22 protein-coding genes and 1 pseudogene are annotated in these 24,230 nt (G+C 73.6%); 14 read left to right on the top strand and 9 right to left on the bottom strand.

Features of this window, described 5'->3' with window-relative positions; translation table 11 throughout:
* Window positions 1-7: 7 nt before the first annotated feature.
* Together hemG and hemQ are read left to right on the top strand one after the other, a co-directional pair.
* Window positions 8-1,444, top strand: coding sequence for a protoporphyrinogen oxidase (hemG, locus tag ACFVVX_RS05610; RefSeq protein ID WP_387941711.1), 1,437 nt, complete (start codon window positions 8-10; stop codon window positions 1,442-1,444).
* Window positions 1,441-2,154, top strand: a complete 714-nt coding sequence (hemQ, locus tag ACFVVX_RS05605; RefSeq protein WP_387941709.1) for a hydrogen peroxide-dependent heme synthase — start codon at window positions 1,441-1,443, stop codon at window positions 2,152-2,154. Before hemG ends, hemQ begins: the two co-directional genes overlap by 4 nt.
* 88 nt (window positions 2,155-2,242) lie before the next feature.
* Here the strand turns inward: hemQ and ACFVVX_RS05600 are convergent, their stop codons facing one another.
* The 3 genes and pseudogenes from ACFVVX_RS05600 to ACFVVX_RS05590 all read right to left on the bottom strand — a co-directional run bounded on the left by ACFVVX_RS05600 (window position 2,243) and on the right by ACFVVX_RS05590 (window position 5,517).
* Window positions 2,243-3,025 carry a TIGR04222 domain-containing membrane protein gene (locus ACFVVX_RS05600; protein ID WP_387941707.1) on the bottom strand — a complete coding sequence of 261 codons (783 nt, stop codon included), beginning with the start codon at window positions 3,023-3,025 and terminating at the stop codon, window positions 2,243-2,245.
* Window positions 3,026-3,114: 89 nt separating this feature from the next.
* On the bottom strand, window positions 3,115-4,173 hold the full coding sequence (locus ACFVVX_RS05595) for a TIGR04222 domain-containing membrane protein (protein ID WP_387941705.1): 1,059 nt from the start codon (window positions 4,171-4,173) through the stop codon (window positions 3,115-3,117).
* A gap of 26 nt (window positions 4,174-4,199) precedes the next feature.
* Window positions 4,200-5,517, bottom strand: a pseudogene (locus ACFVVX_RS05590) (DUF692 domain-containing protein).
* 267 nt (window positions 5,518-5,784) lie between these two features.
* Between ACFVVX_RS05590 and ACFVVX_RS05585 the strand changes: the two are divergent.
* From ACFVVX_RS05585 to ACFVVX_RS05550, 8 genes are all read left to right on the top strand, one after another.
* Window positions 5,785-6,708 carry a GNAT family N-acetyltransferase gene (locus tag ACFVVX_RS05585; protein ID WP_387941703.1) on the top strand — a complete coding sequence of 308 codons (924 nt, stop codon included), beginning with the start codon at window positions 5,785-5,787 and terminating at the stop codon, window positions 6,706-6,708.
* 273 nt (window positions 6,709-6,981) lie between these two features.
* Window positions 6,982-7,728, top strand: a complete 747-nt coding sequence (locus ACFVVX_RS05580; RefSeq protein WP_387941701.1) for a hypothetical protein — start codon at window positions 6,982-6,984, stop codon at window positions 7,726-7,728.
* A 225-nt stretch (window positions 7,729-7,953) separates the two neighbouring features.
* Window positions 7,954-8,982, top strand: a complete 1,029-nt coding sequence (locus ACFVVX_RS05575) for an MBL fold metallo-hydrolase (protein WP_387941699.1) — start codon at window positions 7,954-7,956, stop codon at window positions 8,980-8,982.
* A gap of 77 nt (window positions 8,983-9,059) precedes the next feature.
* Window positions 9,060-11,024 carry an ATP-binding protein gene (locus tag ACFVVX_RS05570; protein WP_387941697.1) on the top strand — a complete coding sequence of 655 codons (1,965 nt, stop codon included), beginning with the start codon at window positions 9,060-9,062 and terminating at the stop codon, window positions 11,022-11,024.
* Window positions 11,021-11,449 (top strand): roadblock/LC7 domain-containing protein, encoded by a 429-nt coding sequence (locus ACFVVX_RS05565; protein ID WP_387941695.1) that lies wholly within the window; start codon window positions 11,021-11,023, stop codon window positions 11,447-11,449. The genes ACFVVX_RS05570 and ACFVVX_RS05565 overlap by 4 nt, the downstream gene beginning before the upstream one ends.
* On the top strand, window positions 11,446-11,799 hold the full coding sequence (locus ACFVVX_RS05560; protein ID WP_387941693.1) for a DUF742 domain-containing protein: 354 nt from the start codon (window positions 11,446-11,448) through the stop codon (window positions 11,797-11,799). Before ACFVVX_RS05565 ends, ACFVVX_RS05560 begins: the two co-directional genes overlap by 4 nt.
* Before the next feature lie 73 nt (window positions 11,800-11,872).
* The gene (locus tag ACFVVX_RS05555; protein ID WP_387941932.1) at window positions 11,873-12,433 is read left to right on the top strand and encodes an ATP/GTP-binding protein; all 561 of its coding nucleotides are present in this window, start codon (window positions 11,873-11,875) and stop codon (window positions 12,431-12,433) included.
* Entirely contained in the window at window positions 12,430-13,623 is a 1,194-nt protein-coding gene (locus tag ACFVVX_RS05550) for a cytochrome P450 (protein ID WP_387941691.1), read from the top strand. The genes ACFVVX_RS05555 and ACFVVX_RS05550 overlap by 4 nt, the downstream gene beginning before the upstream one ends.
* Before the next feature lie 78 nt (window positions 13,624-13,701).
* Here the strand turns inward: ACFVVX_RS05550 and msrB are convergent, their stop codons facing one another.
* The 4 genes from msrB to ACFVVX_RS05530 all read right to left on the bottom strand — a co-directional run bounded on the left by msrB (window position 13,702) and on the right by ACFVVX_RS05530 (window position 17,104).
* Window positions 13,702-14,106: a peptide-methionine (R)-S-oxide reductase MsrB gene (gene msrB / locus ACFVVX_RS05545; RefSeq protein WP_387941689.1), complete on the bottom strand. Its 405-nt coding sequence runs from the start codon at window positions 14,104-14,106 to the stop codon at window positions 13,702-13,704.
* A 27-nt stretch (window positions 14,107-14,133) separates the two neighbouring features.
* Window positions 14,134-15,576, bottom strand: coding sequence for a UDP-N-acetylmuramate--L-alanine ligase (gene murC / locus ACFVVX_RS05540; protein WP_387941930.1), 1,443 nt, complete (start codon window positions 15,574-15,576; stop codon window positions 14,134-14,136).
* Window positions 15,577-15,730: 154 nt separating this feature from the next.
* Window positions 15,731-16,192 carry an indole-3-glycerol phosphate synthase gene (locus ACFVVX_RS05535; RefSeq protein ID WP_387941687.1) on the bottom strand — a complete coding sequence of 154 codons (462 nt, stop codon included), beginning with the start codon at window positions 16,190-16,192 and terminating at the stop codon, window positions 15,731-15,733.
* Window positions 16,193-16,336: 144 nt separating this feature from the next.
* Window positions 16,337-17,104 (bottom strand): pyrimidine reductase family protein, encoded by a 768-nt coding sequence (locus tag ACFVVX_RS05530; protein WP_387941685.1) that lies wholly within the window; start codon window positions 17,102-17,104, stop codon window positions 16,337-16,339.
* Window positions 17,105-17,236: 132 nt separating this feature from the next.
* Here ACFVVX_RS05530 and zapE point away from each other — a divergent pair, with 132 nt between their 5' ends.
* The 4 genes from zapE (at window position 17,237) to ACFVVX_RS05510 (ending at window position 22,555) form a co-directional block, all read left to right on the top strand.
* Window positions 17,237-18,301 carry a cell division protein ZapE gene (gene zapE, locus ACFVVX_RS05525; RefSeq protein WP_387941683.1) on the top strand — a complete coding sequence of 355 codons (1,065 nt, stop codon included), beginning with the start codon at window positions 17,237-17,239 and terminating at the stop codon, window positions 18,299-18,301.
* A 37-nt stretch (window positions 18,302-18,338) separates the two neighbouring features.
* On the top strand, window positions 18,339-20,444 hold the full coding sequence (gene uvrB, locus ACFVVX_RS05520; RefSeq protein WP_387941681.1) for an excinuclease ABC subunit UvrB: 2,106 nt from the start codon (window positions 18,339-18,341) through the stop codon (window positions 20,442-20,444).
* A gap of 261 nt (window positions 20,445-20,705) precedes the next feature.
* Window positions 20,706-21,287, top strand: coding sequence for a TerD family protein (locus ACFVVX_RS05515; RefSeq protein ID WP_387941679.1), 582 nt, complete (start codon window positions 20,706-20,708; stop codon window positions 21,285-21,287).
* A 293-nt stretch (window positions 21,288-21,580) separates the two neighbouring features.
* A complete protein-coding gene (locus ACFVVX_RS05510; protein WP_387941677.1) occupies window positions 21,581-22,555 on the top strand; it encodes a TerC family protein in 975 nt (324 codons plus the stop codon).
* An 88-nt stretch (window positions 22,556-22,643) separates the two neighbouring features.
* Here ACFVVX_RS05510 and ACFVVX_RS05505 read toward each other — a convergent pair whose 3' ends face one another.
* On the bottom strand, window positions 22,644-23,297 hold the full coding sequence (locus tag ACFVVX_RS05505; RefSeq protein WP_387941675.1) for an MBL fold metallo-hydrolase: 654 nt from the start codon (window positions 23,295-23,297) through the stop codon (window positions 22,644-22,646).
* Window positions 23,298-23,418: 121 nt separating this feature from the next.
* Window positions 23,419-24,219, bottom strand: coding sequence for a maleylpyruvate isomerase family mycothiol-dependent enzyme (locus ACFVVX_RS05500; protein ID WP_387941672.1), 801 nt, complete (start codon window positions 24,217-24,219; stop codon window positions 23,419-23,421).
* Window positions 24,220-24,230 lie beyond the last annotated feature (11 nt).

The following is a 24,230-nucleotide window of genomic DNA, read 5'->3' as shown; positions in this document are numbered from 1 at the left end:
GCGGGGCATGTCGCAAGCACATGTCGTCGTGATCGGCGGCGGTATCGCGGGCCTCGCCGCGGCCGCCCACCTCAGCGGGGCGGCGGGGGGTGCCGCACGGGCGCGGGTGACGCTGCTGGAGGCCTCGGAGCGGGTCGGGGGGAAGCTGCACGGCGGGGAGGTCGGCGGGGTCCGGGTCGACCTGGGCGCCGAGTCGATGCTGGCCAGACGGCCGGAGGCGGTCGAGCTGGCGCAGGCCGTCGGGCTCGCCGGGGCGCTGGAGCCGCCGACGACCGCCAAGGCCGCGATCTGGACCAGGGGCGCGCTGCGGCCGCTGCCCGGCGGTCAGGTCATGGGCGTGCCGGGGGACCTCGACGCGCTCGCCGCCTCCGGGGTGCTGACCGCCGAGGGGCTGGAGCGGGCCCGGCACGAGGACGGGGGCGCGGGGGTCGCCGACGACGTCGCGATCGGGCGGTACGTCGCGGACCGGCTCGGCCACGAGGTGGTGGACCGGCTGGTCGAGCCGCTGCTCGGCGGCGTCTACGCCGGGCACGCCGACGAGATCTCGCTGCGCGCCGCCGTGCCGCAGCTGCTGGCGATCGCCAGGGGCGGCGGCTCGCTGGTGGAGGGCGTCCACGAGCTGGCCTCCCGGCCGCGGACCGTCGGCACACCGGTCTTCCAGGGGCTGCGCGGCGGCCTCGGCACGCTGCCCGGGGCGGTCGCCGCGGCCTGCGTCAGGGCCGGCGTCGAGCTGCGTACCGGGGCCCGGGTGGACGAGCTGCGCCGCACCCCCGAGGGCTGGCGGGTGGTGACCGGCGACGGCGTGGCGCTGTCCGCGGACGCCGTCGTGCTGGCCGTGCCCGCGCCCGCCGCGGCCCGGCTGCTGCGCGCGGACGCGCCGGCCGCCGCCACCGAACTGGACGGGGTCGAGTACGCGGGGATGGCGCTGGTCACCCTCGCCTTCCGGCGCGCCGACCTGCCGGTGCCGCCGACCGGCAGCGGGTTCCTGGTGCCGCCGGTGGACGGCCGGCGGATCAAGGCGTCCACCTTCTCCTCCAACAAGTGGGGCTGGCTGGAGCGCGCCGCCCCGGACACGTTCGTGCTGCGCACCTCGCTGGGCCGGCACCGCGAGGAGGCGGCGCTGGACCTGCCGGACGAGGAGCTGGTGGCCCGTTCGCTGGCCGACCTGGGTGAGGCGATCGGCCTGACCGCCCGCCCGTACGACACCGCCGTCACCCGCTGGCGGGCCGGACTGCCGCAGTACCCGGTCGGCCACCTCGACCGGGTGGCCCGGATCCGGGCGGCGGCCGGGCAGGTGGGCGGGCTGGCGCTGTGCGGCGCCGCGTACGACGGCGTGGGGATCCCCGCGTGCATCGCGAGCGCCCGGACGGCGGTCGCGGCACTCGACAGACTGTTGACCCCGGCGACCGGGGCGAGCGTCACGGAGAGGACAATGGGCGCATGACTGAGACCGTTGAGCAGCAGCCGGAGAAGAAGAAGGCGCGCGACCTGAACCAGGTCATCCGCTACACCATGTGGTCGGTGTTCAAGCTCAAGGGCGCGCTGCCCGAGGACCGCACCGCCCTCGCCGCCGAGGTGGACGAGCTGTTCGCCCAGCTCGACGCGAAGGACATCACGGTGCGCGGCACCTACGACGTGTCCGGTCTGCGCGCGGACGCCGACATCCTGGTCTGGTGGCACGCCGAGAACTCGGACGACCTCCAGGACGCGTACAACCGCTTCCGCCGCACCGGCCTCGGCCGGGTGCTGGAGCCGGTCTGGTCCAACATGGCGCTGCACCGCCCGGCCGAGTTCAACAAGTCGCACATCCCGGCGTTCCTCGCGGACGAGCGGGCGCGCGACTACGTCTGCGTCTACCCGTTCGTCCGCTCCTACGAGTGGTACCTGCTGCCGGACGCCGAGCGGCGCGCGATGCTCGCCGAGCACGGCCAGATGGCGCGCGGCTACCCGGACGTCCGGGCCAACACGGTGGCCTCCTTCGCGCTCGGCGACTACGAGTGGCTGCTCGCCTTCGAGGCGGACGAGCTGCACCGGATCGTCGACCTGATGCGCGACCTGCGGCCGTCCCGCGCCCGGCTGCACGTGCGCGAGGAGGTGCCCTTCTTCACGGGGCGCCGCAAGCCGGTGGGCGAGCTGCTCAACGGCCTGGTCTGAGACCGCGGCACGACGAGGGCCGGCTCCCCGGGAAGGGGAGCCGGCCCTCGCGGCCGTTTCGGCTCGGTACCGGTCGGCTGCGGCGCCGTCAGCTCCGGTGCGGGCGCAGGGCGGCGCGCAGCCGGGCGTCGGGGAGGGCGTCCGGGCCGATCATCGCGACGGCGGTGAGCAGTTCGCGCTCGTCGTCGTCGGTGAGGCCGTGCTGGCGCGGCGGCCGCACCTCGCGCAGCACCTCCTGGCCGACCGGGGAGGCCCAGTGGGTGTAGGGGTAGACGTCGACCCGGGCCATTAGCAGGGTGCCCGAGGTGAGCACCAGCGGCAGCGAGAACCAGGCCAGCGGCGCCAGCGCGTCACCGTCCGCGAAACCGCCGACCGCCAGGGCCGCGGCCAGCAGCACCAGGGTGAGCAGCAGGGCGTGCCGGACCTGGCGGACCACCAGGACGGTGCTCTGCTGCACCAGCGCCGGGGTGGCCAGGCCGGCCAGGGCGAGCCGGCTGCCGATCTCCAGCACGGTGGGGTGGCAGGCCATGACCCGGCGCAGGTCGGCCGTCCGGCACTGGCCCTCGGGCCCGACGGTGGCGACCACCGCGCGCTCCAGGCGGCTGCGGCCCTTCGGGTCGACCACGGTGGTCCAGCCGGTGTGGGCGAGGTGCAGCCGGCCGCGGGAGGCCATCAGGACCAGGGCCAGTTCGACCACCCGGTCCGGTCCGCCGGCCAGGTACGCCGTCTCGTACAGCCCGATCCCGACGGCCTCGGGCGGCCTGAGCCCCTCCTGCCCGGCGAGTGCGTCGGCGGTGGCGGTCATCCGGACCAGCCGGATGCAGGAGAACACCGCGGCGATGCAGGCAGGGATCAGGAAGAGCAACCACATGGCCTTGTTGTAGACCCGCTTCCGCTCCGAGCGGTACGAATTTCCGGACCGCGATACCGAACTGTGACTCGCGGGCGGGTCGGCCGTCCTCAGGATCCGCAGCTGCTGCCGCCGCAGCTGGACGAGGAGGAGCTGCAACTCGACGAGGACGACCCGCAGCTGGACGAGGACGAGCCGCAGCTCGACGAGGAGGACCCGCAGCTGCTGGAGCTGGATCCGCAGCTCGAACCCGAGGAGCCGGGGCTGGAGGAGCCGCACCAGGTGCCCCCGCTGCAGGAGGAGGTGTAGGCGGCGGAGGAGCAGGAGGAGCCCGAGCCGGAGCTCGCGGTCGCCGAGGACCCGTACTTGGCGGTCAGCAGCTCGGCCGAGGCCGCGGCGAGCATCGCCTCCTGGAGCTCCGCGTCCTCCAGCCCGGAGGCCGCCACCCCGCTGAGCGCGACCGCGCCGAGCAGGACGGCGCCGGCCGTCCGGGGGGCCAGGCCCGTGCTGGGCTTCCACGGCTTGCCGATCGCCATCAGGCTGAGCTGGCGGCGCCCGGCCGGGGTGATCCGGCCCTTCAGCGGCCAGCTCGCGAGCAGCGAGACCAGCGCGAAGCCCAGCAGGACCGGGGCGACCCACAGCGCGGGGCGCTCGGAAGCGGCGGTGCCGTCGTCGATCACGAAGGCGAGTCCGAAGGTCGCCACCACGGCGAGGACGGCCAGCCAGAGCAGTCGCCGCGCCGTCCTCGCCCGGCGCATCCGGGCGGGGTTGCGCAGGAGACCGCGGTCGGCGAGCCCGTCGCCGATCTTCTGGACGGCGGGCGAGCGCATCACCTCGTGCCGCAGTGCGGCGAGCGGCCGCTGCCGGTCCGGTCCGGCGGCCTCGATGACGGCCTGGTCGACGGAGTCGTAGGGCCGCTCCGCGGTGATGGTGATCAGACCGGAGCGGTTGACGATGACGTGGCCGGCCTCGTGCATCCGGACGAGGGCGGTGTCGAAGACCCGGCCGGGCCCGCCGGAGAGGAAGGCGGTGTCCAGCAGCGGCAGCCCGCGGCCGGGCAGGCCCTTGGCCTGCGGTGCCCGCCGGACCAGCTGCTTGGTGCGCGAGGCGTGGAACGAGGCCAGCACCAGCAGGACGGCAGGGACGATGAAGTACGTGTTGTGCCACATGGGCGGTTCCCCCGGGGTGGTGAGTTCTAGGGCGTGCGGCCGGGCCAAAGGGCCCGGCGCAGGCGGGTGAGCGGGCCCGGCGGCTGCTCCGCCACCGGGTGGAGCCACTGCTGCACGGCCCGGCGCCGGTCGGGGCCGAGCCCCGGGCCGTCGTCCGCCCCGGCGCCGTCCGCCGGCGTGCCCTGGGCCAGCGCCCAGGCGGCGAAGGCCCGGGCGTCGGCGCGGTAGCCGTCGGTCTGCGGGTGCGTGCGGGCGTAGGCGAGGAACAGCGGTCCGTACTGCCGGCCGAGCAGGCGGGGCAGCTCCGGGGCCACCTTGGCGGTGGTGTCGCGGCGCTTGGCGGCCAGGCCCAGGGACTGGGCCCGGACCTGGGCCGGATCGAATCCGGGCGGCACCGGCCCGCCGGCCACCAGGGCCGTCAGCAGGGCCTCCTGGCGCCGGGCGAGCGCGGCGCGGGCGGCGTCGAGCCCCCCGGGGTCGTCAGCCATCGCGCCGGGCCCGGTCCAGCACCCGGCGGATGGCGTCGAGTTCGGCGGAGAGCTCGGCCGGCGGCGGGAAGGCGGCGTCCCGCTCCAGCAGCACCCCGGGCGGTGCCACCCGTGCGCACAGCTCGGCCAGCACCTCCAGCACCGGCTCGGTGACGGGGTGCGCGTGGGTGTCGTGCCAGACGCCGTCGACCATCGTGCCGCCCGCCACGTGCACGTACGCGAGCGCCTCCAGTGGCAGGCGGTCCAGCTCGGCGGCCGGGTCCAGACCGAGGTTGACCCGGTTGGTGTGCAGGTTGGCGACGTCGATCAGGAGCCGGACGCCGGTGCGCTCGACCAGCTCGGCGAGGAACTGCCCCTCGGTCAGCTCGTCGTCCGGCCAGGCCAGCTGGGCGGCGATGTTCTCCAGCGCCAGTGGTACCGGCAGCTGGTCCTGGGCGATCCGGACGTTCTCGGCGATCACCCGCAGCGCGTCGCGCGAGCGCGGTACGGGCAGCAGGTGCCCGGCCTCCAGGCCGCCGGCCCGGACGAACGCCAGGTGCTCGGTGACCAGCGGGGAGTCGAGCGCGGTGGCGGTCCCGGCGAGCCGGGCGAGCCGGGCCGGGTCGGGCCGCTCGGCCCCGCCGAGGCCGAGCGAGACGCCGTGCGGGACGACGGTGACGCCGCGGGCCCGCAGCACCGCCAGCGATTCGGGGAGGTGGTCGGCGCAGACGTTCTCCGCGACCACCTCGACCCAGTCCAGACCGGGTTGGCGCTCGACCACGACGTCGATCTCGCTGCGCCAGCCGAGGCCGACGCCGAGTGTGCCGCCCAGCGCGGGTAGGGCGGGCAGGCGGGGCTTTGTGGCAGGGGAGGTCATCGGTGCGCCCCCTTCGGAGGGCTGGGTGGGGAGGCCGTCGGGCGGTGCGGGCGTCGTCGCCAGGGCCGCCGGGCCGTGTTGCTGAGGATGTCCCCGGGCGGGGCGGCTGCCAAGCCTCACCCGGTCTTCTCAGAGCATTATTTGAGCTTGTCGGTCCGGCCGTGACGGACTTTATCCCGTCCGGTGCGCGGAGCCGCAGGTGGGGGGCGGTGCGGGCGGAAAAACCGGAGGCGTGCCGACCACCGCGGCGGCTAGGGTGACGCAGCTATGACGCCACTGACGATTCGTGACTTCCGCCCCGGCGACGGCGTGGCCGTCGCGGCCGCCCACAGCGCCGGGCGCGAGCACCTGCTGCTCACGCCCGAGGTGCTGGTGTGGCTGGACGGCCGCCGGGCCGAGGGGGAGTACTACCGCACCCTGGTCGCCGAGATCGATGCCACCGTGGTCGGCGCCGTGCGCTGCGGCGTGGTGACCGGCACCTCCACGAAGGGCGTCGGCTACGCCAACGGCAGTGTGCTGCCCGCCCGGCGCGGGCGCGGGGTCTTCACCGCGCTGCTGGCCGCGGCCGAGGCGCACCTCGCCGAGCACGGCGTGGTGGAGGTGCACAGCTGGGTGGACGAGGAGCCCGGGGCGCTGGCGTTCGCGGCCGCCCGGGGCTACACCGAGGGGCGGATCGCCCACTTCGCCCGCCGCGACCTGTCGCTTCCGCTGCCGGCGGCGGCCGGGCTGCCGCCGGGTGTCGAACTGCGCCCGGCGAGCGAGTGGGAGGACGACCCGTACCCGATCTTCGTCATCGAGGCGGACGCGGTGCGCGACGAGCCGGGCGAGGTCGAGATGGACGCCGCCGACTACGAGGAGTTCGTGAACGGCGTCTGGGCCCGGCCGGACCTGGACCGGGAGCTGACCACGGTCGCGGTCCTCGACGGCGAGCCGGTCGCGTTCAGCGCGGTGCAGACGGACGGCGTGGACCGCTACTGGTCGGCGTTCACGGCCTGCCGGCGGGACTTCCGGGGGCGGGGCCTGACCAAGCTGGCCAAGGCGCAGTCGCTGCGCCGGGCGCAGGCGGCGGGCTACCGGTGGGCGTACACCAGCAACGACGCGACCAACGCGCCGATGCTGGCGATCAACTCCTGGCTCGGGTACGAGCGCTGCGCGAGCGAGCGGAAGTTCGTCAAGCGGCTCGACGGCTGAGTTCCGGCGGCGCGGGCGGTGTTCGGTGTTCGGGCCGCCGCCCGGACGCCGGCCCTGCCCCGCGGCTTCACGTGGACTCCATTGTCGGTACACTGTCAACGGTCGAGGCGTCCCTGGGGCGGATGTGACGGGGGGTCACTCGAACGAGTGAGGCGGGCGCACTTTCCCGCCTTCCGCGCCGGGTGGGCCGCTGTGGCGGGAGTTCCGGGTGTTATACGGGGCATCACCTCACGGCAGACAGTTCGTATCCGAGTCTTCCGTGCGGGGGATGGTATGGAGATCCTGCTCCAGGTACTGATCGGATTCTTTCCGGCCGTTATCGGTTTTCTCGCGGCCCGGTCCCTCGCCCGCACCCGGCTGTTCCTGCGCTACGGATTCCTCCGGGCCCTGCTCGCGCCCTACAGCCGGGTCCAGATCATCAGCCCCAGCATCGAGGTGGCGGAGTTCGCCTTCGCCAAGGACGGCCGCCGGCTGACCAGCAGGGGCCCGAAGAACGTGCTGTTCATGCCGATGGCCGAGGCCCGGGCGATAGCCCAGCTCATCGACCTGCTGCGGAAGGTCAACCGCAAGGCGACGATCGAACTGGTCGCGGCGGGCTCGCAGGATCCGCGGATGCCGACCTTCTCGATCGGCGGACCGAGCGTCAACTCGTACTCGGGGGGCATCCTCGGCGCCGGGTTCCCGGACTTCCGCATCGAGTACCCGGAGGCGGCCCGGGCCCGGTGGGGCGGCATGACCTTCGAGGCGCAGTACAACGCCGCGGACGAGCTGATCCGCGACCACGGCTTCATCTTCGTCACCCGCACCTCGCGGAACGCGCCCTGCATCGTGCTCTGCGGGGTCTTCGCGTTCGGGTCGGCGATGGCGGTGGAGACCCTGGCGGCGGCGGGGCGCAAGTCGCCGCTGGCGGCGCTGTTCCGGTCCGGGGAGAAAGGATTCGTCGCGGTGGAGGGCCGGGTGATCGGCCTCGACACGGTGGACGTCACGGTCGAGGTCTGCCGGGTCCTGCCGGCGGCGTGACGGGAGGGGCGCCCGCGGGCCGCTGGCCAGGGCCGGTGGCCCGGGTGGGGGTGCCGGAGCCGCCGGGCGCACGCTCCCGGGGTGCGCCATCCTGATCCTTGAGACGAAGTGGTCCAGACCTTCCTGGTACGAAACGGGACAGGTCGGGAGGCTCTGGGGCAGGAAGTGGCCTGAATCGCAGGGGTTTTGCCTCGCCCCTGTCACATCATCGGCATAATCGCGCCCATGACGATCAGCCGCGCGAACGTGAGCGCGATTGCCGAGGACCTGTACGTGTGGCTCCCCCCGAAGCGGGGGTGGGGTCTGGCCAACTGCGGGCTGCTGGCCTCGCCGAGGACCGCGCTGTGGATCGACACCCCCTACGACCCGTCCCTCGCGGCGGAGTTCCTGGCCGAGAGCCGGCAGCGGCTGGCCGCCGGGGTGGACGTCGACCGGGTGATCGTCACCCACGCCAACGGTGACCACCTCTGGGGCGCCGGCGTGCTGCCGGACGCCGAGGTGATCTCCACCCGGGAGGCGCTGGAGCACATCCACTACGAGCCCACCCCGAAGCAGCAGCACGCGCTGGTCGCCGGCAGCGACCCGGCCTCCCCGCTCGGCGGCTACCTCCAGCGCCACTTCGGGCAGTTCGACTGGTCGGACACCGAGCCGGTCCAGCCGCACACCGTCTTCCACGGCGAGCTGGAACTGCGGGTGGGGGACTACCCGGTGCAGGTGACCGGCCTCGCGGCGGCGCACACCGGCGGCGACCTGATCGTCCACCTGCCCCGCCAGCGCGCGGTGTTCACCGGCGACGTGATCTTCGGCTCGACGCCCGAGCACCCCGGCGACCACCCCGTGCACTGGGCCGGGCCGCTGGAGAACGTGATCGCCGCCTGCGAGCAGGTGCTGGCGACCGGCGCCGAGATCTTCGTCCCCGGCCACGGCCCGGTGCTCGACCGCGCGGGCGTGCGGGAGCACATCGCCTACCTGGCGTACGTCCGGGAGCGCGCGCACGCGCTGCACGCCGCCGGGATACCCGCGCTGGACGGCGCCCGCCGGGTGATCGCCGAGCAGCGCCACCCCGAACTGGGCCTGCCCGAGCGCCTGGTGCTGACCGTCGCCGCCGAGTACCGGCACCTGGACGGCTCCGAGGTGCCGAACGTCCTGGAGGCCATGGGCCAGGTCGCCCTGGTGGCCCGGGAACTGGACGAGGACGCGGTGCGCGCCGCGCTGCGGCCCCGGAGCGGGGAGGGCGCCCCCGCGTCGGCCTGACCGGGCCGGGCCGGTCCCCGACCGGCCTCGCCCGACCCCTTCCAGTTCCCTTCGATCGAGGACGTTCGAGGACTTCGATGACGCAGATCGCGTTGGTCGCCCTGGTGGCGATCACGGTGGCCGCCCTCGCGGCGGCCGGTGTCCTGGCCCGCAGCCGGTCCCGGGCCGTCGCCCGGGCCGGGGCGGCCGAGGCGGCCACGGCCCACAGCGAGGAGCGGGCCCGCGCCGCCGAGGCCCGGGTGACCCGCCGCGACCAGCACCTGCGCGAGGCGCAGGCGGCCGCCCGACAGGCGGCCGAGGAGACCCAGCGGGCCGAGAACCGGGCGCTGGTCGCCGAGGGCCGCTCCCGGGAGGCGGACCTCCGGACGGCGGAGGCCGAGCACCGCACGGCCGAGGCCGAGCTGCACACCCGCGCCGCGGAGGAGCGGACCAAGACGGCCGAGGGGCTGGTCGCCGGGGCCGAGGCCCGGACCGCCGAGGCCGGCCGGCAGGCGGACGACGCCGAGGAGCAGGCCAGGGCGCTGCTCGCCGAGATCGGCCACCTGGCCAAGGAGCGGGTGGCCGCCACCGCGCTGCGGCTCAGTCACCCCAACGCCCCGGTCGCCGGTCCGCTCGACGCGCAGAGCGTCGGCACCGAGGCCGTCCAGGCGCTGCAGGCCGTGCTGGACGCGGCCGCCGCCGCCATCACCGACGAGCGCGAGCGCGTCGACGCGGCCGCCCGGGCCGCCATGCGCGGTGCCACCTCCAAGATCCAGACGCTGCTCTACCAGATCCAGAGCCTCGTCCAGCAGCTCCAGCACGAGAACGACGACCCCCGGCTGCTGGAGGTCGACTTCCGCAACGAGGTCGCGCTGCGCCGGATCCAGACCATCGCCGTGCTCTGCGAGGCCTGGCCCGGTCTGGCCCGCACCGACTCCCCGCTCGCCGAGGTGGTGGTCGGCGCGCTCTCCCGGGTGCCCGGCTACGCCCGCATCAAGGTCGCCAACCACCTGCGGGAGAACCGGCTGGCCGTCGTCGCCCGGGCGGCCGAACCGCTCGCCATCACGGTGGCTGAACTGCTCGCCAACGCCACCGGGTACTCGCACCCGGAGACCGACGTCCCGGTCACCGTCCAGCAGGGCGGCCGCGGCGCACTGGTGATCATCGACGACAGCGGGATCGGGATGGAGGAGGACCAGCTGCGCCGCGCCCGCCGACTGCTGGCCGGTCCGCCCGAGGTGCTGCTCACCGAGCTGGGTAACCCGCCGAAGACCGGGTTCGCGGTGGTCGGCAAGCTGGCCCGGCAGTACGGTTTCGCCTGCCACATCGAGCCCTCGCCGTACGGCGGCATGCGGACCATCGTCCGGATCCCGGCCGCGCTGCTCACGGTGGTGGACGACGAGCAGCCGCTCTCGGTGCTCACCCCGCTGCCGCTGCGGGCCGGCTCCGGCCCGGCTCCGGCGCCCACCATGGCGGCGCTGCCGCCCGTCCCGGCCGCGCGCGGCGGGGACGGGCAGGAGGGCCGGGGCGGGCCGGCCGGGTCCGCCGGGCACGACGTGCCACCAGGACACGAACTGCCCACCCGGCGCAACGTGTCGACACGGCACGAGCTGCCGTCCCGGCAGGCCGTGCCGACCATGCACGTCGTGCCACCCGTGCAGGCCGTGCCGTCCGACGACAGTGGCCTGCCCAGCCGCCGCCGGCGCCAGCCGCTCCCGCACCAGGCCCAGGCACCGCAGGGCGCGGGCACCGCCGGTCCCGCGCAGCTCCCGCCCGCCCGGACGCCCGAGCAGGCCGCCGAGCGCTGGGGCGCCCTGCAGCAGGGCACCGGCTCCGGCCGGGCCGCCGTGGCGCAGGCCGCGGACCGGTCCGTCCTGCCCGCCGCCGCCCCGGTCGACCACCCTGCGGACCACCCGGCCCCGGCGGCGGACCACCCGGCCCCGGCGGCGGGTCGCCCGGACCGCACCGACCGCACCGACCACACGGGCGAGACCGACCACACGGACGGGACCGACCACACCGGTCACCGCCGGGCCCAGACCTCCGAAGGAGCCGAGCAGTGAGCACGCCCAGCCCTAGCGCCACCGATGAGATCTCGTGGGTGCTGACCCCGCTGCTGGAGCTCCCGGGTGTCCTGCACGCGGTCATCGCGACCGGTGACGGCCTCGTCGAGGGCGCCTCGGACGGCCTCAGCCGGGCCTCCGCCGAGCGGGTCGCCGCCATGACGGCCACCGTGCACGCCTCCGCCCGCGCGTTCACCACCGCCTTCACCGACACCGAGCAGCCGAAGCTGGCGCAGACCGTGGTGGAGTCCGAGCTGGGCTTCGCCATCGTCGTCCCGGCGGGGGAGAACACCTCGCTCGCGGTGTTCACCACCCCCGACGCCCAGCTCGGCAACGTGGCCTACCAGATGCAGGTCCAGGTCGCCGCCCTGGGACGCGCCATGGCGAGCCCGGCCAGGCAGCAGGACACCACCCTCCGGTCATGACCGCCGTACCCCGCAGGCGGATGGTGCCGGCCTACCTCGCCACCGGCGGCCGGGTCCGCGCCGGCGCTCCCGGGTTCGAGCGGCTCACCGTCCTGTACGCAGCCGACGCCGAGCCGCCGCAGGAGCTGGAGCACGAGCACCGGCGGCTCTGGGAGCTGCTGCGCCCGGGGGCGCTGACCGTGGTGGAGGCCGCCGCGCACCTGCGGCTGCCGGTCAGCGCCACCGTCTTCCTGGCCGCGGACCTGGTCGAGGCGGGCTGCTTACGCGCCCGCAGTCCGATCCCCCGCGCCCAGCAGACCGACCGCACGATCGTCGAGAGGCTCCTCGTTGGACTCCGTACTCTCCGGTAGCGCCGACGGCGCCGGGGACCCCGCCGGCCGGACGGGCCGCGTGGGCTACCTGCCCGACCGGGACCAGACCCTGATGAAGGTGCTGATCGCCGGCCCCTTCGGGGTCGGCAAGACCACGCTCATCCGTACCCTCTCGGAGATCCCGACCCTCCACACCGAGGAGGCGATGACCGAGACCGGTGCCCCCGTCGACGACACGGCGGGTCTGCCCGAGAAGACCACCACCACCGTGGCGGTCGACTTCGGCCGCCTCACCCTGCCCGGCCAGGTGGTGCTCTACATGTTCGGCACGCCCGGACAGCGCCGCTTCTTCCCGCTCTGGCAGGACATCGCGCGCGGCGCCCTCGGGGCCCTGGTGCTGGCCGACACCCGGCGGCTGTCCGACTCCTTCGAGATCATGGACATGGTGGAGGAGCAGGGCCTGCCGTACGCGGTGGCCGTCAACTGCTTCCCCGACGCGCCCGCGCACTCGGTCGAGGTGCTCCGCACCCACCTCGACCTGCACCCCGACACCCCGCTGGTGCTCTGCGACGCCCGCGAGCGCCGCGCCAGCCTGGACGCGCTGATCGCGCTGGCCGAACACGTCCTGGACGGCCTGCCCGCAGCGCCCACCGCCGCCCTGGAGCAGCCGTGACCGCCGACACCCGCCCGATCCCGATCTACGGCCCGGTCTTCGCCGCCGACCCGCAGCTCGTCTACGACCAGCTGCGCCGGTACGGCGCCGTCGCCCCGGTGGAGATCGCGCCCGGTGTGGAGGCCCTGCTGGTCACCGACTACCAGGCCGCGCTGGACCTGCTGCGGGACACCGACACCTTCTCCAAGGACTCCCGGGCCTGGCAGCAGACCCTCCCGCCGACCTCCCCGCTGCTGCCGATGCTGGGCTACCGCCCCACCGCCCTGTTCAGCGACGGCGAGGTGCACGCCCGCTACCGCTCGGTGATCACCGACGGGCTGGCGCTGCTGGAGCCGCACCTGCTCCAGCGCCGGGTCACCGAGGTCGCGCACCAGCTGATCGACCGCTTCGAGGCCGCCGGCAGCGCCGACCTGATCGCCGAGTACGCGCGGCAGCTGCCGGTGTTCGTCTTCAACACGTGGTTCGGCGTGCCCGAGGAGCACAGCGCCCGGCTGGTCGCGGGCATCTCCGGGATGATCGAGTCCACCGAGAAGGCGGTCGCGGCGTACGGGGACCTGGTGGCGGTGGTCACCGGGATGGTCGCCGAGCGGCGCGAGAAGCCCCGGCACGACCTGACCTCGTGGTTCCTCAACCACCCCGCCGGGCTGGACAACGACGAGGTGGTCCGGCAGATCACCCTCACCATGATCGCCGGGCACCAGCCGACCACCAACCTGATCGCCAACGCGCTGCTGCGGGTGCTCACCGACGCCCGGTACGCCGGCTCGCTGTTCGGCGGGGCGATGACGGCCTACCAGGCGATCGACGAGGTGCTCTGGCACGATCCGCCGATGGCGAACCTCTCGGCGCACTACCCGCGCTACGACATCACCTTCCACGGCCGGGAGATTCCCGCCGGGTCGCTGGTGCTGGTCTCCTACGCGGCCGCCAACTCGCAGGCCGCGCCGCCCACCGACGGCAACGAGCTGCGCAGCGGCGAGAGCGCCCACCTGGCCTGGGCGGCCGGCCCGCACGCCTGCCCGGCCCGGGACCCGGCGCTGCTGATCGCGATCACCGCGATCGAGCAGCTGACCAGCCGGCTGAGCGACCTGGAGCTCAGCACCCCCATCGAGGACCTGCCCTGGCGCCCGGGCCCGTTCTTCCGCGCCCTGGTCAGCCTCCCGGTCCGCTTCGCGCCGGTCGCCGGGTAGCCGGGCCGGACACGGACGGCACGGCGCGGGGCCCGGAGGTCACGACGACCTCCGGGCCCCGCGCCGTCCGGCCGGTGGCTACTCGGCCGGGCGCAGCGTCAGCGAGACGCTGTTGATGCAGTACCGCTGGTCGGTCGGCGTGCCGTAGCCCTCACCCTCGAAGACGTGGCCCAGGTGCCCGCCGCAGCGGGCGCAGCGCACCTCGACCCGGCGCATGCCCATCGAGCTGTCCTCGATGTACTGCACCCGGTCCTCGGCGAGCGGCGCGTAGTACGACGGCCAGCCGCAGTGGCTGTCGAACTTGGTCTCCGAGCTGAACAGCTCCGCACCGCACGCCCGGCAGCCGTAGACGCCGATCGTCTTCGTGTCGGTGTACTCGCCCGTGAACGGCCGCTCGGTGCCGGCCTCGCGCAGGACGCGGTACTCCTCGGGGCTGAGCTCGGCGCGCCATTCGGCGTCGGACTTCTCGATCTCGTAGCTCATGACAGCGGACTCCCGGACGCGGTGGACTCAGACGTTGGTGGCAACGCTCGCGAGGTGCTCGAGGATTTCCGGGCCGAGGTTGGTGACGTCGCCGGCGCCCATGGTGAGCAGCAGGTCGCCCGGGCGGGCCAGGCCGGCCAGCAGGGCGGGGGCGGCGTCGAAGGCGTGCTCGGCGGTGACGTCGGCGCCGGCCTGCCGGGCGGCGTCGATGATCAGCTCGCTGGTGACGCCGGGGATCGGGTCCTCGCGGGCCGGGTAGATGTCGAGGACGACGGAGGCGTCGGCGAGGGCGAGGGCCCGGCCCATCTCCTCGGCGAGCTGCTGGGTGCGGCTGAACAGGTGCGGCTGGAAGACGACCAGGACCCGGCCCGCGGTCGCCTCGCGGATGGCCTCCAGGTCGGCGGTCATCTCGGTCGGGTGGTGGGCGTAGGAGTCGATCACCTGGACGCCGCCCGCCTCGCCCTTGAGCTGGAGCCGGCGCCGCACGCCGGTGTAGGCGCCGAGCGCCTTGGCGAGGTCGGCGGCCGGGACGCCGAGCGCGACGCCGGCGGCGAGCGCGGCGACGGCGTTGTGGGCGTAGTGCCGGCCGGGCACCGACACGGTGAAGGCCAGCTCGGCGCCGTCCAGCAGCACGACGACCTCGCTGGTCATGCCCCGGGGGGTCACCGACAGCACCCGCAGGTCGGCGTCCTCGGCGGCGCCGACGGTGACGATGTTCAGGCCGTCGCGGCCCGCGACCCGGGCGGTCAGCTCGCGCGCGCCGTCGTGGTCGGCGGAGACCACCAGGGTGCCGCCGGGGGTGATCCGGCCGACGAAGGTCTCGAAGGACTCGTAGATCTCCTCGATCGAGGCGTAGTTGGCGTGGTGGTCCAGCTCCACGTTGAGCACGATCGCCACCTCGGGCGCGTACTTGTGGAAGCTGCGGTCGCTCTCGTCGGCCTCGGCGACGAAGATCTCGCCGGTGCCGTGGTGGGCGTTGGAGCCGGGCGCGTCGAGGTCGCCGCCGATCGCGTAGGACGGTTCGAGGCCCAGCTCGCCGAGCGCGACGGCCAGCATGCTGGTGGTGGTGGTCTTGCCGTGGGTGCCGGCCACGGCCAGCGCCCGGCGGCCGCCCATCAGCGCGGCGAGCGCGTCGGAGCGGTGGACGACCGGGATGCCGCGCTCGCGGGCGGCGGCGAGCTCCGGGTTGTCGGCGCGGATGGCGCTGGAGACGACCACGCTGCTGGTGCCGTCCGGCACGTGCTCGGCGGCGTGGCCGATGTGCACGGTGGCACCGAGGGCGCGCAGCGCGAGGACGGTCTCGGACTCCTTGGAGTCGCTGCCGGAGACGCTGGCGCCGCGTACCGCGAGGATCTTCGCCAGGCCGGACATCCCGGCGCCGCCGATACCGATGAAGTGCGGGGCGTGCAGGTCGTGCGCGGCGTCGTTCAAGGCGGGGCTCCGTACGGGCGGGGGCAGACAAGGGGACAGCGGGCGGGGCGGAGGGCGAGGGCGGGCGGGGCGTGCGGGGTGCGAACCGTCCTCGCGGTCGGACCGCAAGGACGATTCTGCACCACCGGCGACGGGCTCCTCGATTCCCGGCCTCCGGCCGGGAGGCACCCCCGGCCCGGGGCGGGCAGGGGGATCAGGAGTCGCTGGCGAAGAGCCGCAGCACCGGGACGCCCACCTTGTGCCGGGCCTGGGAGGCCCAGTCGCGGTGGAAGAACTCCTCCACGAAGTGCGGCGAGGTGAGCACGACGACCTCGTCCGCGCTGTGCTCCTCGACCACCACGCGCAGCCGCTCCAGCGGGGCGTCCTCGACCAGCTCGCCGACCGCCTCGGCACCGGCCTCGCGCAGGTGGCGCAGGCTGTGCGCCAGCGATTCGCTGGCCACCGTCGGGCCGCTCTCGGACTCGTCGTGCTCGTGCACCATCTTGTCGAGGTGGCCGAGGGCGACGTCGTCCAGCGCCCGCAGCAGCTCGTCCTGCTTGCCGCGCGGCTGCATCAGGACGACGAAGGAGACCTTCTCCTCGCTGTGGAGCGTGGTGACCAGCTCCACGTCGGCGTCGGAGAGCGCCTTTTCGATCATCAGTACCGTCTTGAACACGTGCAGTCCCTTCCAGTGGCCGGCCCCCGGGCCCCGGCGTCGGATCCCATACTGCCCGGAGGAAGCTTTCCGCACGCTGCACACCCGGCACACGGGCCACGCGGACGAAAGCTCCCAGGTGGGGGCGGGATCACGATCCGGGGGTCACGGAGTCGGCGGACGCAGGTAGCGGGTGAAGAGGAATCCTTTCTGCTCGATCAATGAGACCAGTCGCATCCGCTGCACGTCAGGCATTTCCGCATCGTGGATGATGCGCGGCGCGTCGCCGGCCGTGACCAGGGGGGCCAGCGACAGGCACAACTCGTCCAGCAGGCCCGCGGCCGCCAGCTGTCCCAGCAGCCGCGGCCCGCCCTCGCTCAGCAGCCGGGTCCAGCCGCGTTCGGCCAGGGACGCGACGGCCGAACGCAGGTCCACCGATCCCCGGCCGGCCACCACCACGTCGGCCACCTCGGCGACCGCCCGCAGGCGCTCCGGCGGGGCGTCCTCGGTGGTGATCACCACCGTCCGCACCAGCGGCTCGGTGAACAGCGGCGCCGCCAGGTCCAGCCCCAGCGAGCGGGTGACGACCGCGATCGCCGGCGCCGGCTGCTGCCCGGCCGCCCGGCGTGCCGCGGCGAAGTCGGCCCGCGCCCGCCCGGGCCGGTAGCCCTCGGCGCGGACCGTCTCGGCGCCCACCAGCACCACGTCCGCCAGTGCCCGCAGCACCCCGAAGATCCGCTTGTCGGCGTCCCCGGAGAGCCCCTCGGAGAGCCCGTCCAGCTTGGCCCCGCCGTCCAGGCCGGACACCATGTTGGCGCGCAGCCACGGCTGCCCGTGATTCACCTGGTCGGGGTACGCGTACACCGCCGCGAGCGACTCCAGCGAGGCCGGATCGGCGAACGGCGCGGTCAGGGGACTGATCAACTGCTGCATGCCCCCAGTCTTCCACCGGCCTCCCGCCGGCGGCCCGGCCCGCCCCCGCCGGGACCCGCCCGACCGGCCCGCCCCCGGCCGCCGACCGGCCCCGATCTGACCGGTCCGCGACGAGGCGTACCCTCTACTGATGTGCCCGCAGCCCCACACCCCGCCGCCGAGCCGATAGCGACCGCGACCCCCGTCGCGCTCACCGCCCGGCGCCCCGTCGTCCCCGCCGAGCGCCTGGTCGCCGAGATGGTCCCGCCGCCGCGCTTCTCCGATGTCAGCTTCGGGACGTACCTCCCGGATCCCGGCCAGCCGAGCCAGTACGAGGCCGTGCAGGTCCTGGAGGAGTTCGCGGGCGCGCTCAACAGCGGAAACGGTTCCGCCCCGAAGCGCAGCTGGTTCCGCCGCACCGCGCCCGTGCCCACCGGCCCGGCCGGCGTCTACCTGGACGGCGGCTACGGCGTCGGCAAGACCCACCTGCTCGCCTCGCTGTGGCACGCCACCCCCGGCCCGAAGGCCTTCGGCACCTTCGTCGAGCTCACCAACCTGGTCGGCGCGCTGGGCTTCCAGCAGGCCGTGACCACCCTCTCCGGGCACCGGCTGCTCTGCATCGACGAGTTCGAGCTCGACGACCCGGGCGACACCGTCCTGGTCTCGACCCTGCTCGGCCGCCTGGTCGACAACGGCGTCAAGCTCTGCGCCACCTCCAACACGCTGCCCGAGAAGCTCGGCGAGGGCCGCTTCGCCGCCGCGGACTTCCTGCGCGAGATCCAGGGCCTGTCCGCGCACTTCCGCCCGCTGCGGATCGACGGCCAGGACTACCGCCACCGCGGCCTGCCGGACGCGCCGCCGCCGTACTCCGACGAGCAGGTGGGCGCCGTCGCCGCCCGCACCCCGGGCGCCTCGCTGGACGACTTCGGCGCACTGCTCGACCACCTCTCCGCCGTCCACCCCAGCCGCTACGGCGCGCTGCTGGACGACGTCACGGCGGTCTGCCTGCGCGGCGTGCGCCAGGTCGACGACCAGTCCACCGCGCTGCGCCTGGTGGTGCTGGCCGACCGGATGTACGACCGCGAGCTGCCGATCACCGCCTCCGGCATCGCCTTCGACCAGGTGTTCCCGGCGGAGATGCTGCGCGGCGGCTACCGCAAGAAGTACCTGCGGGCCGTCTCCCGGCTGGTCGCCCTCGCCCGGGACAGCGCCAAGTAGGCACCGGTTGTCAGTGGTGGGTCGTACGGTTGGACACGTGCGACCCATCACGAGTATTGAGCGGTCAGTGGCGCCCTTCGAGGTCGTCAGCCCCTTCCAGCCCAACGGCGACCAGCCCGCGGCCATCGCCGAGCTGGAGCGCCGGATCCGCGCGGGCGAGAAGGACGTCGTCCTGCTCGGCGCCACCGGCACCGGCAAGTCGGCCACCACGGCCTGGATGATCGAGAAGCTGCAGCGCCCCACCCTGGTGATGGCGCCGAACAAGACCCTGGCCGCCCAGCTGGCCAACGAGTTCCGCGAGCTGCTGCCGAACAACGCGGTCGAGTACTTCGTCTCGTACTACGACTACTACCAGCCCGAGGCGTACGTCCCGCAGACGGACACCTACATCGAGAAGGACTCCTCGATCAACGAGGAGGTCGAGCGGCTGCGCCACTCCGCGACCAACTCGCTGCTCACCCGCCGCGACGTGATCGTGGTCGCCTCGGTCTCCTGCATCTACGGCCTCGGCACCCCGCAGGAGTACGTCGACCGGATGGTCCGGCTCAAGGTCGGCGAGGAGATCGACCGCGACGTCCTGCTGCGCCGCTTCGTCGACATCCAGTACACCCGCAACGACGTCGCCTTCACCCGCGGCACCTTCCGGGTCCGCGGCGACACCATCGAGATCTTCCCGGTCTACGAGGAACTGGCCGTCCGGATCGAGATGTTCGGCGACGAGATCGAGGCGCTCTACACCCTGCACCCGCTCACCGGCGAGATCATCAGCCAGGACGACTCCGTCCACGTCTTCCCCGCCTCGCACTACGTGGCCGGCCCCGAGCGGATGGCCCGGGCGGTCACCGACATCGAGCAGGAGCTGGAACAGACGCTCGCCCGGATGGAGAAGCAGGGCAAGCTGCTGGAGGCCCAGCGGCTCCGGATGCGCACCACCTACGACCTGGAGATGCTGCGCCAGATCGGCACCTGCTCCGGCGTGGAGAACTACTCCATGCACTTCGACGGCCGTGAGCCCGGCTCCCCGCCGAACACCCTGCTCGACTACTTCCCGGAGGACTTCCTCCTGGTGATCGACGAGTCGCACGTCACCGTCCCGCAGATCGGCGCGATGTACGAGGGCGACGCCTCCCGCAAGCGCACCCTGGTGGAGCACGGCTTCCGGCTCCCCTCGGCGATGGACAACCGCCCGCTGAAGTGGGAGGAGTTCCTGGAGCGGATCGACCAGACGGTCTACCTCTCGGCCACCCCGGGCGCCTACGAGCTCTCCCGCGGCGACGGCCAGGTCGAGCAGATCATCCGCCCGACCGGCCTGATCGACCCCGAGGTGATCGTCAAGCCGACCGAGGGCCAGATCGACGACCTGGTGCACGAGGTCCGCACGCGGGTCGAGCGGGACGAGCGCGTCCTGGTCACCACCCTCACCAAGAAGATGGCCGAGGACCTCACCGACTACATGCTCGGCCTGGACATCCGGGTCCGGTACCTGCACAGCGACGTCGACACGCTGCGCCGGGTCGAGCTGCTGCGCGAGCTGCGGGCCGGCCGGTACGACGTGCTGGTCGGCATCAACCTGCTCCGCGAGGGCCTGGACCTCCCCGAGGTCTCCCTGGTGGCGATCCTGGACGCGGACAAGGAGGGCTTCCTGCGCTCGGGCACCTCGCTGATCCAGACCATCGGCCGCGCCGCCCGTAACGTCTCCGGCCAGGTCCACATGTACGCGGACCGGATCACGCCGGCGATGGAGAAGGCCATCGACGAGACCAACCGGCGCCGGGAGGTCCAGCAGGCGTACAACACCAAGCACGGGATCGACCCGCAGCCGCTGCGCAAGAAGATCGGCGACATCCTGGACACCCTCGCCCGCGAGGACGTGGACACCGACGAGCTGCTCTCCTCCGGGTACCGGGGCGCGGGCGGCAAGGAGAAGGGCCGGGGCAAGGCGCCCGTCCCGGCGCTGGGCGCGGAGCGCGGCTCGGCCAAGAGCCTGCCCGCCGCCGAGCTGGCCGAGCTGATCCAGTCGATGACCGACCGGATGCACGCGGCCGCGACGGACCTCCAGTTCGAGGTCGCGGCCCGGCTGCGCGACGAGGTCAAGGAGCTGAAGCGCGAGCTGCGGCAGATGCGCGAGGCGGGGATCGCCTAGGGTCCGTCTTCGAGCTCCCGCCCGTCGGGCCCGGCCGGTTCCGGCACCGGTCAAGCCCGGGGGTGTCTCAGCCTTGCCACAAACGGGTAGACGGCGATCGATGCGGTCCACCGCAGGGCCTAGGCTGGCCTGCGGTGCCGCCCGGGCCGGGCGGTGCGCAGAGTTCGTCACAGGGGGCCTCAGCCGGGGGACGGCAACGGGGTGTTCCACCGTGGAGCCGGCGCGGAGACCGACCGCCCGGCCGGCAGAGAGGACAACGCCGTGTCGGTGAACCTTGCCAAGGGGCAGATGGTCAGCCTGCAGAAGGGGTCGGGTGAGTCGCTGACGGTCGTCCGGATGGGACTGGGCTGGAAGGCGGCGCCCAAGCGCGGCCTCTTCGGCAGCCGCACCCGGCAGATCGACCTGGACGCCTCGGCCCTGCTGTACGCCGAGCGGACCCCGTCGGACGTGGTGTTCTTCCAGCACCTGGAGAGCAACGACGGCTCGGTGCGGCACACCGGTGACAACCTGGTCGGCGGTGCCGGCTCGGGCGACGACGACGAGGCGATCCTGGTCGACCTGGTGCACGTGCCGGTGAACATCACCCAGGTGGTGTTCACGGTCAGCTCGTACACCGGGCAGAGCTTCGCCGAGGTGCAGAACGCGCACTGCCGCCTGGTGGACGAGGGGACGGGCCTGGAGCTGGCCCGGTACGAGCTGGCCGGCGGCGGCCCGCACACCGGGCAGATCATGGCCAAGGTGTTCCGGGAGGCGGACGGCGGCTGGGGGATGCAGGCGATCGGCGCACCGGCCCGGGCGCGGACCTTCCAGGACCTCCTCCCGGCGATCGAGCCCTACCTGTAGCGGAGTCGGCCGGACTCGGCAGCGACTCGGTCGGAGCGGTTCGCCCCGTTCGTCCGGGCCTGTCAGGGTCCGCGCGAGGCGGTTCTTTACCTTCTTTACCCTTTCTTGGGATACCTGTTATCCTCGGTGGCAGCGGAGGGGAGTATTCCCCCGCAGTGGTCCCGTCATCACGGGCGTCCCGAGCGGCGCCCCGGGGCCATTGGTCCGGGCTGGCTCGCAGTGGCGAGCCGACGGGCGGAAGAGACCTCCGGCAGTGACGATGACTGTCTCGCCTACCTGCCGGAGGAGCAGTAGTGGACGTTTCCGTAGCCATGTGGGTCTCGACGATCGGTGTGTTGATCGCACTGATCGTGGCCGACTTCTTCATCGGAGGGCGCAAGCCGCACGAGGTCTCCATCAAGGAGGCCGGGATCTGGACCACCGTCTGGATCGTGCTGGCGCTGCTCTTCGGCGGCTTCCTCTGGTGGCACTCCGGCTCGAAGCCGGCCGGTGAGTTCTTCGCCGGGTACATCACCGAGAAGTCGCTCAGTGTCGACAACCTCTTCGTGTTCATCCTGATCATGGGCAAGTTCGCGGTGCCCAGGATCTACCAGCAGCGCGTGCTGATGTTCGGCGTGATCATCGCCCTGGTGCTGCGGGCGGTCTTCATCGCCGGCGGCGCCGCCCTGGTCGCCCAGTTCTCCTGGGTGTTCTTCATCTTCGGCGGCTTCCTGATCTGGACGGCCTGGAAGCTGATCAAGGAGGCCCGGGCCGACGAGGAGGAAGAGGAGTTCGAGGAGAACCGCCTGCTCAAGTCGATCGAGCAGCGCTTCCCGTCGACCGACAAGTACCACGGCACCAAGCTCTTCATCCGTGAGAACGGCAAGCGGCTGATGACGCCGATGCTGATCGTCATGCTGGCGATCGGCACCACTGACGTGCTGTTCGCGCTGGACTCGATCCCGGCGATCTTCGGCCTCACCCAGGACCCGTACATCGTCTTCACCGCCAACGCCTTCGCCCTGATGGGCCTGCGCCAGCTGTACTTCCTGATCGGCGGACTGCTGAAGAAGCTGGTCCACCTCTCGTACGGCCTGTCGGTGATCCTCGGCTTCATCGGCGTGAAGCTGGTGCTGCACGCGCTGCACGAGCAGGGTGTGCACGTGCCCGAGATCGGTATCCCGTTCTCGCTCGGCTTCATCGTGGTGGTGCTCGCCGTCACCACCGTGACGAGCCTGATGGCCTCGAAGCGGCAGGCGGCCGAGGAGGCGGACAAGATCGACGCCTGACCCGCCCGGCGCCGTGCGCCGCGCACGACCCCCGAAGACCCGAAGGCCCGGCCACCGAGTGGCCCGGGCCTTCGGGCGCTCCCGGGGCCTACCAGCCCCGCTCGCGCCACTCCTGGAGGTGGGGGCGCTCGGCGCCGAGGGTGGTGTCGCCGCCGTGGCCGGGGTAGACCCAGGCCTCGTCGGGCAGGACGTCGAAGATCTTCTCGTTGACGTCCCGGTACAGGCTCTCGAAGGCCGCCGGGTCGCCCCAGGTGTTGCCGACGCCGCCGGGGAAGAGGCAGTCCCCGGTGAAGACGTGGGGGTGGCCCTGCGGGTCGTCGTAGACCAGCACGATCGCGCCGGGGGTGTGGCCGACCAGGTGCCGGACGGTCAGCTCGACCCGGCCCACCCGCAGGGTGTCGCCGTCCGCCAGCAGCAGCCCGGTGGGGACGCCGATGGCCTCGGCGTCGACCAGGCCGGCCGCGGTGCGGGCGCCGGTGGCCGCGACCACCTCGGCGAGCGCGCCCCAGTGGTCGTGGTGGCGGTGTGTGGTGACGACGGTGGCCAGGCTCTCGCCGACCGTCTCCAGCAGCACCGGGGCTTCGGCCGCGGCGTCGATCAGCAGCTGCTCGTCGGTGGCCCGGCAGCGCAGCAGGTAGGCGTTGTTGTCGTACGGGCCGACGGCCACCTTGGTGATGATCAGGTGGGCCAGCTCGCGCACGTCCGGCGCTCCGCCGACCTTCACCGCTCCGTGGTACGTCATCCGTCCGCTCCTCGTCGTGTCGGGACTGCTGCTGTCGGGACTGCTCGTGTCGGGAGTGCCGGGTGCCGGGACCGCCCGCGTCGGGAGTGCCCCCGGTGTGTCCGAGAGCATCGTCGCGCGGTCAGCCCAGCGGGGGAAGCACGGGCAGCGCGGCGCGGCCGTCGGAGAGCTGCTCGCCACCCCGGTGGACCTGGAGGCCGTCCCCGTCGGAGCGCCCGGAGAGCCAGGCGGTCAGCGCCCGGACGGGGCCCTCGACGGTCAGTGCGGCGGCGGCTCCGGCCCCGGCGGCGGGGTCCGGGTCGGCGCCGATCCGGGCCCGGTCCGCGGTGTCGTCGGCGACCAGCTCGACCGCGGGCAGGCCCTCGGCGCCCGCCAGTCCGGCGGCCAGGCGGCGGAACTCGGCCACCGCGAAGAGCTCGGGCCAGTGCGCGGGGGTGTAGCCGGCGTCCAGGTCGACGTGGTGGTACTCGACCTCCATCAGCCGCTTCCAGGGGATGTCGCAGGCGGGGAAGAGGTAGCCGGTGCGGTGGCGCACCTCGACCGTCCAGGCCTGCCCGGGCAGCAGCGCGGCCGCCGAGGCGAAGTTCCGGTCCGACTCCCGCAGGTCGTCGAGCTGGACGTCCAGCGGGCGCCCGGCGCCGGTCTCGATGTCCCGGTCGCGGGCCCCGCCGTCGGCGTACTGCGGGATGTCGGTGCCCGTCCGGGCCCCGTCGAGCAGGTTGACCAGGGAGTCCGCGTTGCGGGCGAGGTGGGCCAGCACATGGCCCCTGGTCCAGCCGGGCAGGGCTGAGGGCTCGGCGAGGGCCTCCGGCTTGAGCCCGGCGGCGGAGTGCAGCAGGTGTCCGGTGCTGGTGGCGACCAGGCGCAGCCGTTCGTCGGCGAGCGCGGCGGCGGCCGTCTCGGCGTTCTGGGGGTCGGTCATCGGGTGCGGCC

Origin of the sequence: Kitasatospora sp. NPDC058170 (genome assembly GCF_042883905.1) — a bacterium.
In the GTDB taxonomy this organism is placed as follows: domain Bacteria; phylum Actinomycetota; class Actinomycetes; order Streptomycetales; family Streptomycetaceae; genus Kitasatospora.
Note: the sequence above shows the minus strand (reverse complement) of the source record. Positions and strands in the feature narration are given on the sequence as shown.

What these genes read in the sequence shown, in the direction of transcription:
- ACFVVX_RS05570 (WP_387941697.1), top strand. Translation starts at nt 9,060, where the DNA reads ATGACGCAGATCGCGTTGGTCGCCCTGGTGGCGATCACGGTGGCCGCC.
- ACFVVX_RS05530 (WP_387941685.1), bottom strand. Translation starts at nt 17,104, where the DNA reads ATGCAGCAGTTGATCAGTCCCCTGACCGCGCCGTTCGCCGATCCGGCC.
- ACFVVX_RS05595 (WP_387941705.1), bottom strand. Translation starts at nt 4,173, where the DNA reads ATGTGGCACAACACGTACTTCATCGTCCCTGCCGTCCTGCTGGTGCTG.
- msrB (WP_387941689.1), bottom strand. Translation starts at nt 14,106, where the DNA reads ATGAGCTACGAGATCGAGAAGTCCGACGCCGAATGGCGCGCCGAGCTC.
- ACFVVX_RS05575 (WP_387941699.1), top strand. Translation starts at nt 7,954, where the DNA reads ATGACGATCAGCCGCGCGAACGTGAGCGCGATTGCCGAGGACCTGTAC.
- ACFVVX_RS05505 (WP_387941675.1), bottom strand. Translation starts at nt 23,297, where the DNA reads ATGACGTACCACGGAGCGGTGAAGGTCGGCGGAGCGCCGGACGTGCGC.
- ACFVVX_RS05580 (WP_387941701.1), top strand. Translation starts at nt 6,982, where the DNA reads ATGGAGATCCTGCTCCAGGTACTGATCGGATTCTTTCCGGCCGTTATC.
- hemQ (WP_387941709.1), top strand. Translation starts at nt 1,441, where the DNA reads ATGACTGAGACCGTTGAGCAGCAGCCGGAGAAGAAGAAGGCGCGCGAC.
- ACFVVX_RS05600 (WP_387941707.1), bottom strand. Translation starts at nt 3,025, where the DNA reads ATGTGGTTGCTCTTCCTGATCCCTGCCTGCATCGCCGCGGTGTTCTCC.
- ACFVVX_RS05585 (WP_387941703.1), top strand. Translation starts at nt 5,785, where the DNA reads ATGACGCCACTGACGATTCGTGACTTCCGCCCCGGCGACGGCGTGGCC.
- ACFVVX_RS05555 (WP_387941932.1), top strand. Translation starts at nt 11,873, where the DNA reads ATGAAGGTGCTGATCGCCGGCCCCTTCGGGGTCGGCAAGACCACGCTC.
- ACFVVX_RS05560 (WP_387941693.1), top strand. Translation starts at nt 11,446, where the DNA reads ATGACCGCCGTACCCCGCAGGCGGATGGTGCCGGCCTACCTCGCCACC.
- ACFVVX_RS05500 (WP_387941672.1), bottom strand. Translation starts at nt 24,219, where the DNA reads ATGACCGACCCCCAGAACGCCGAGACGGCCGCCGCCGCGCTCGCCGAC.
- hemG (WP_387941711.1), top strand. Translation starts at nt 8, where the DNA reads ATGTCGCAAGCACATGTCGTCGTGATCGGCGGCGGTATCGCGGGCCTC.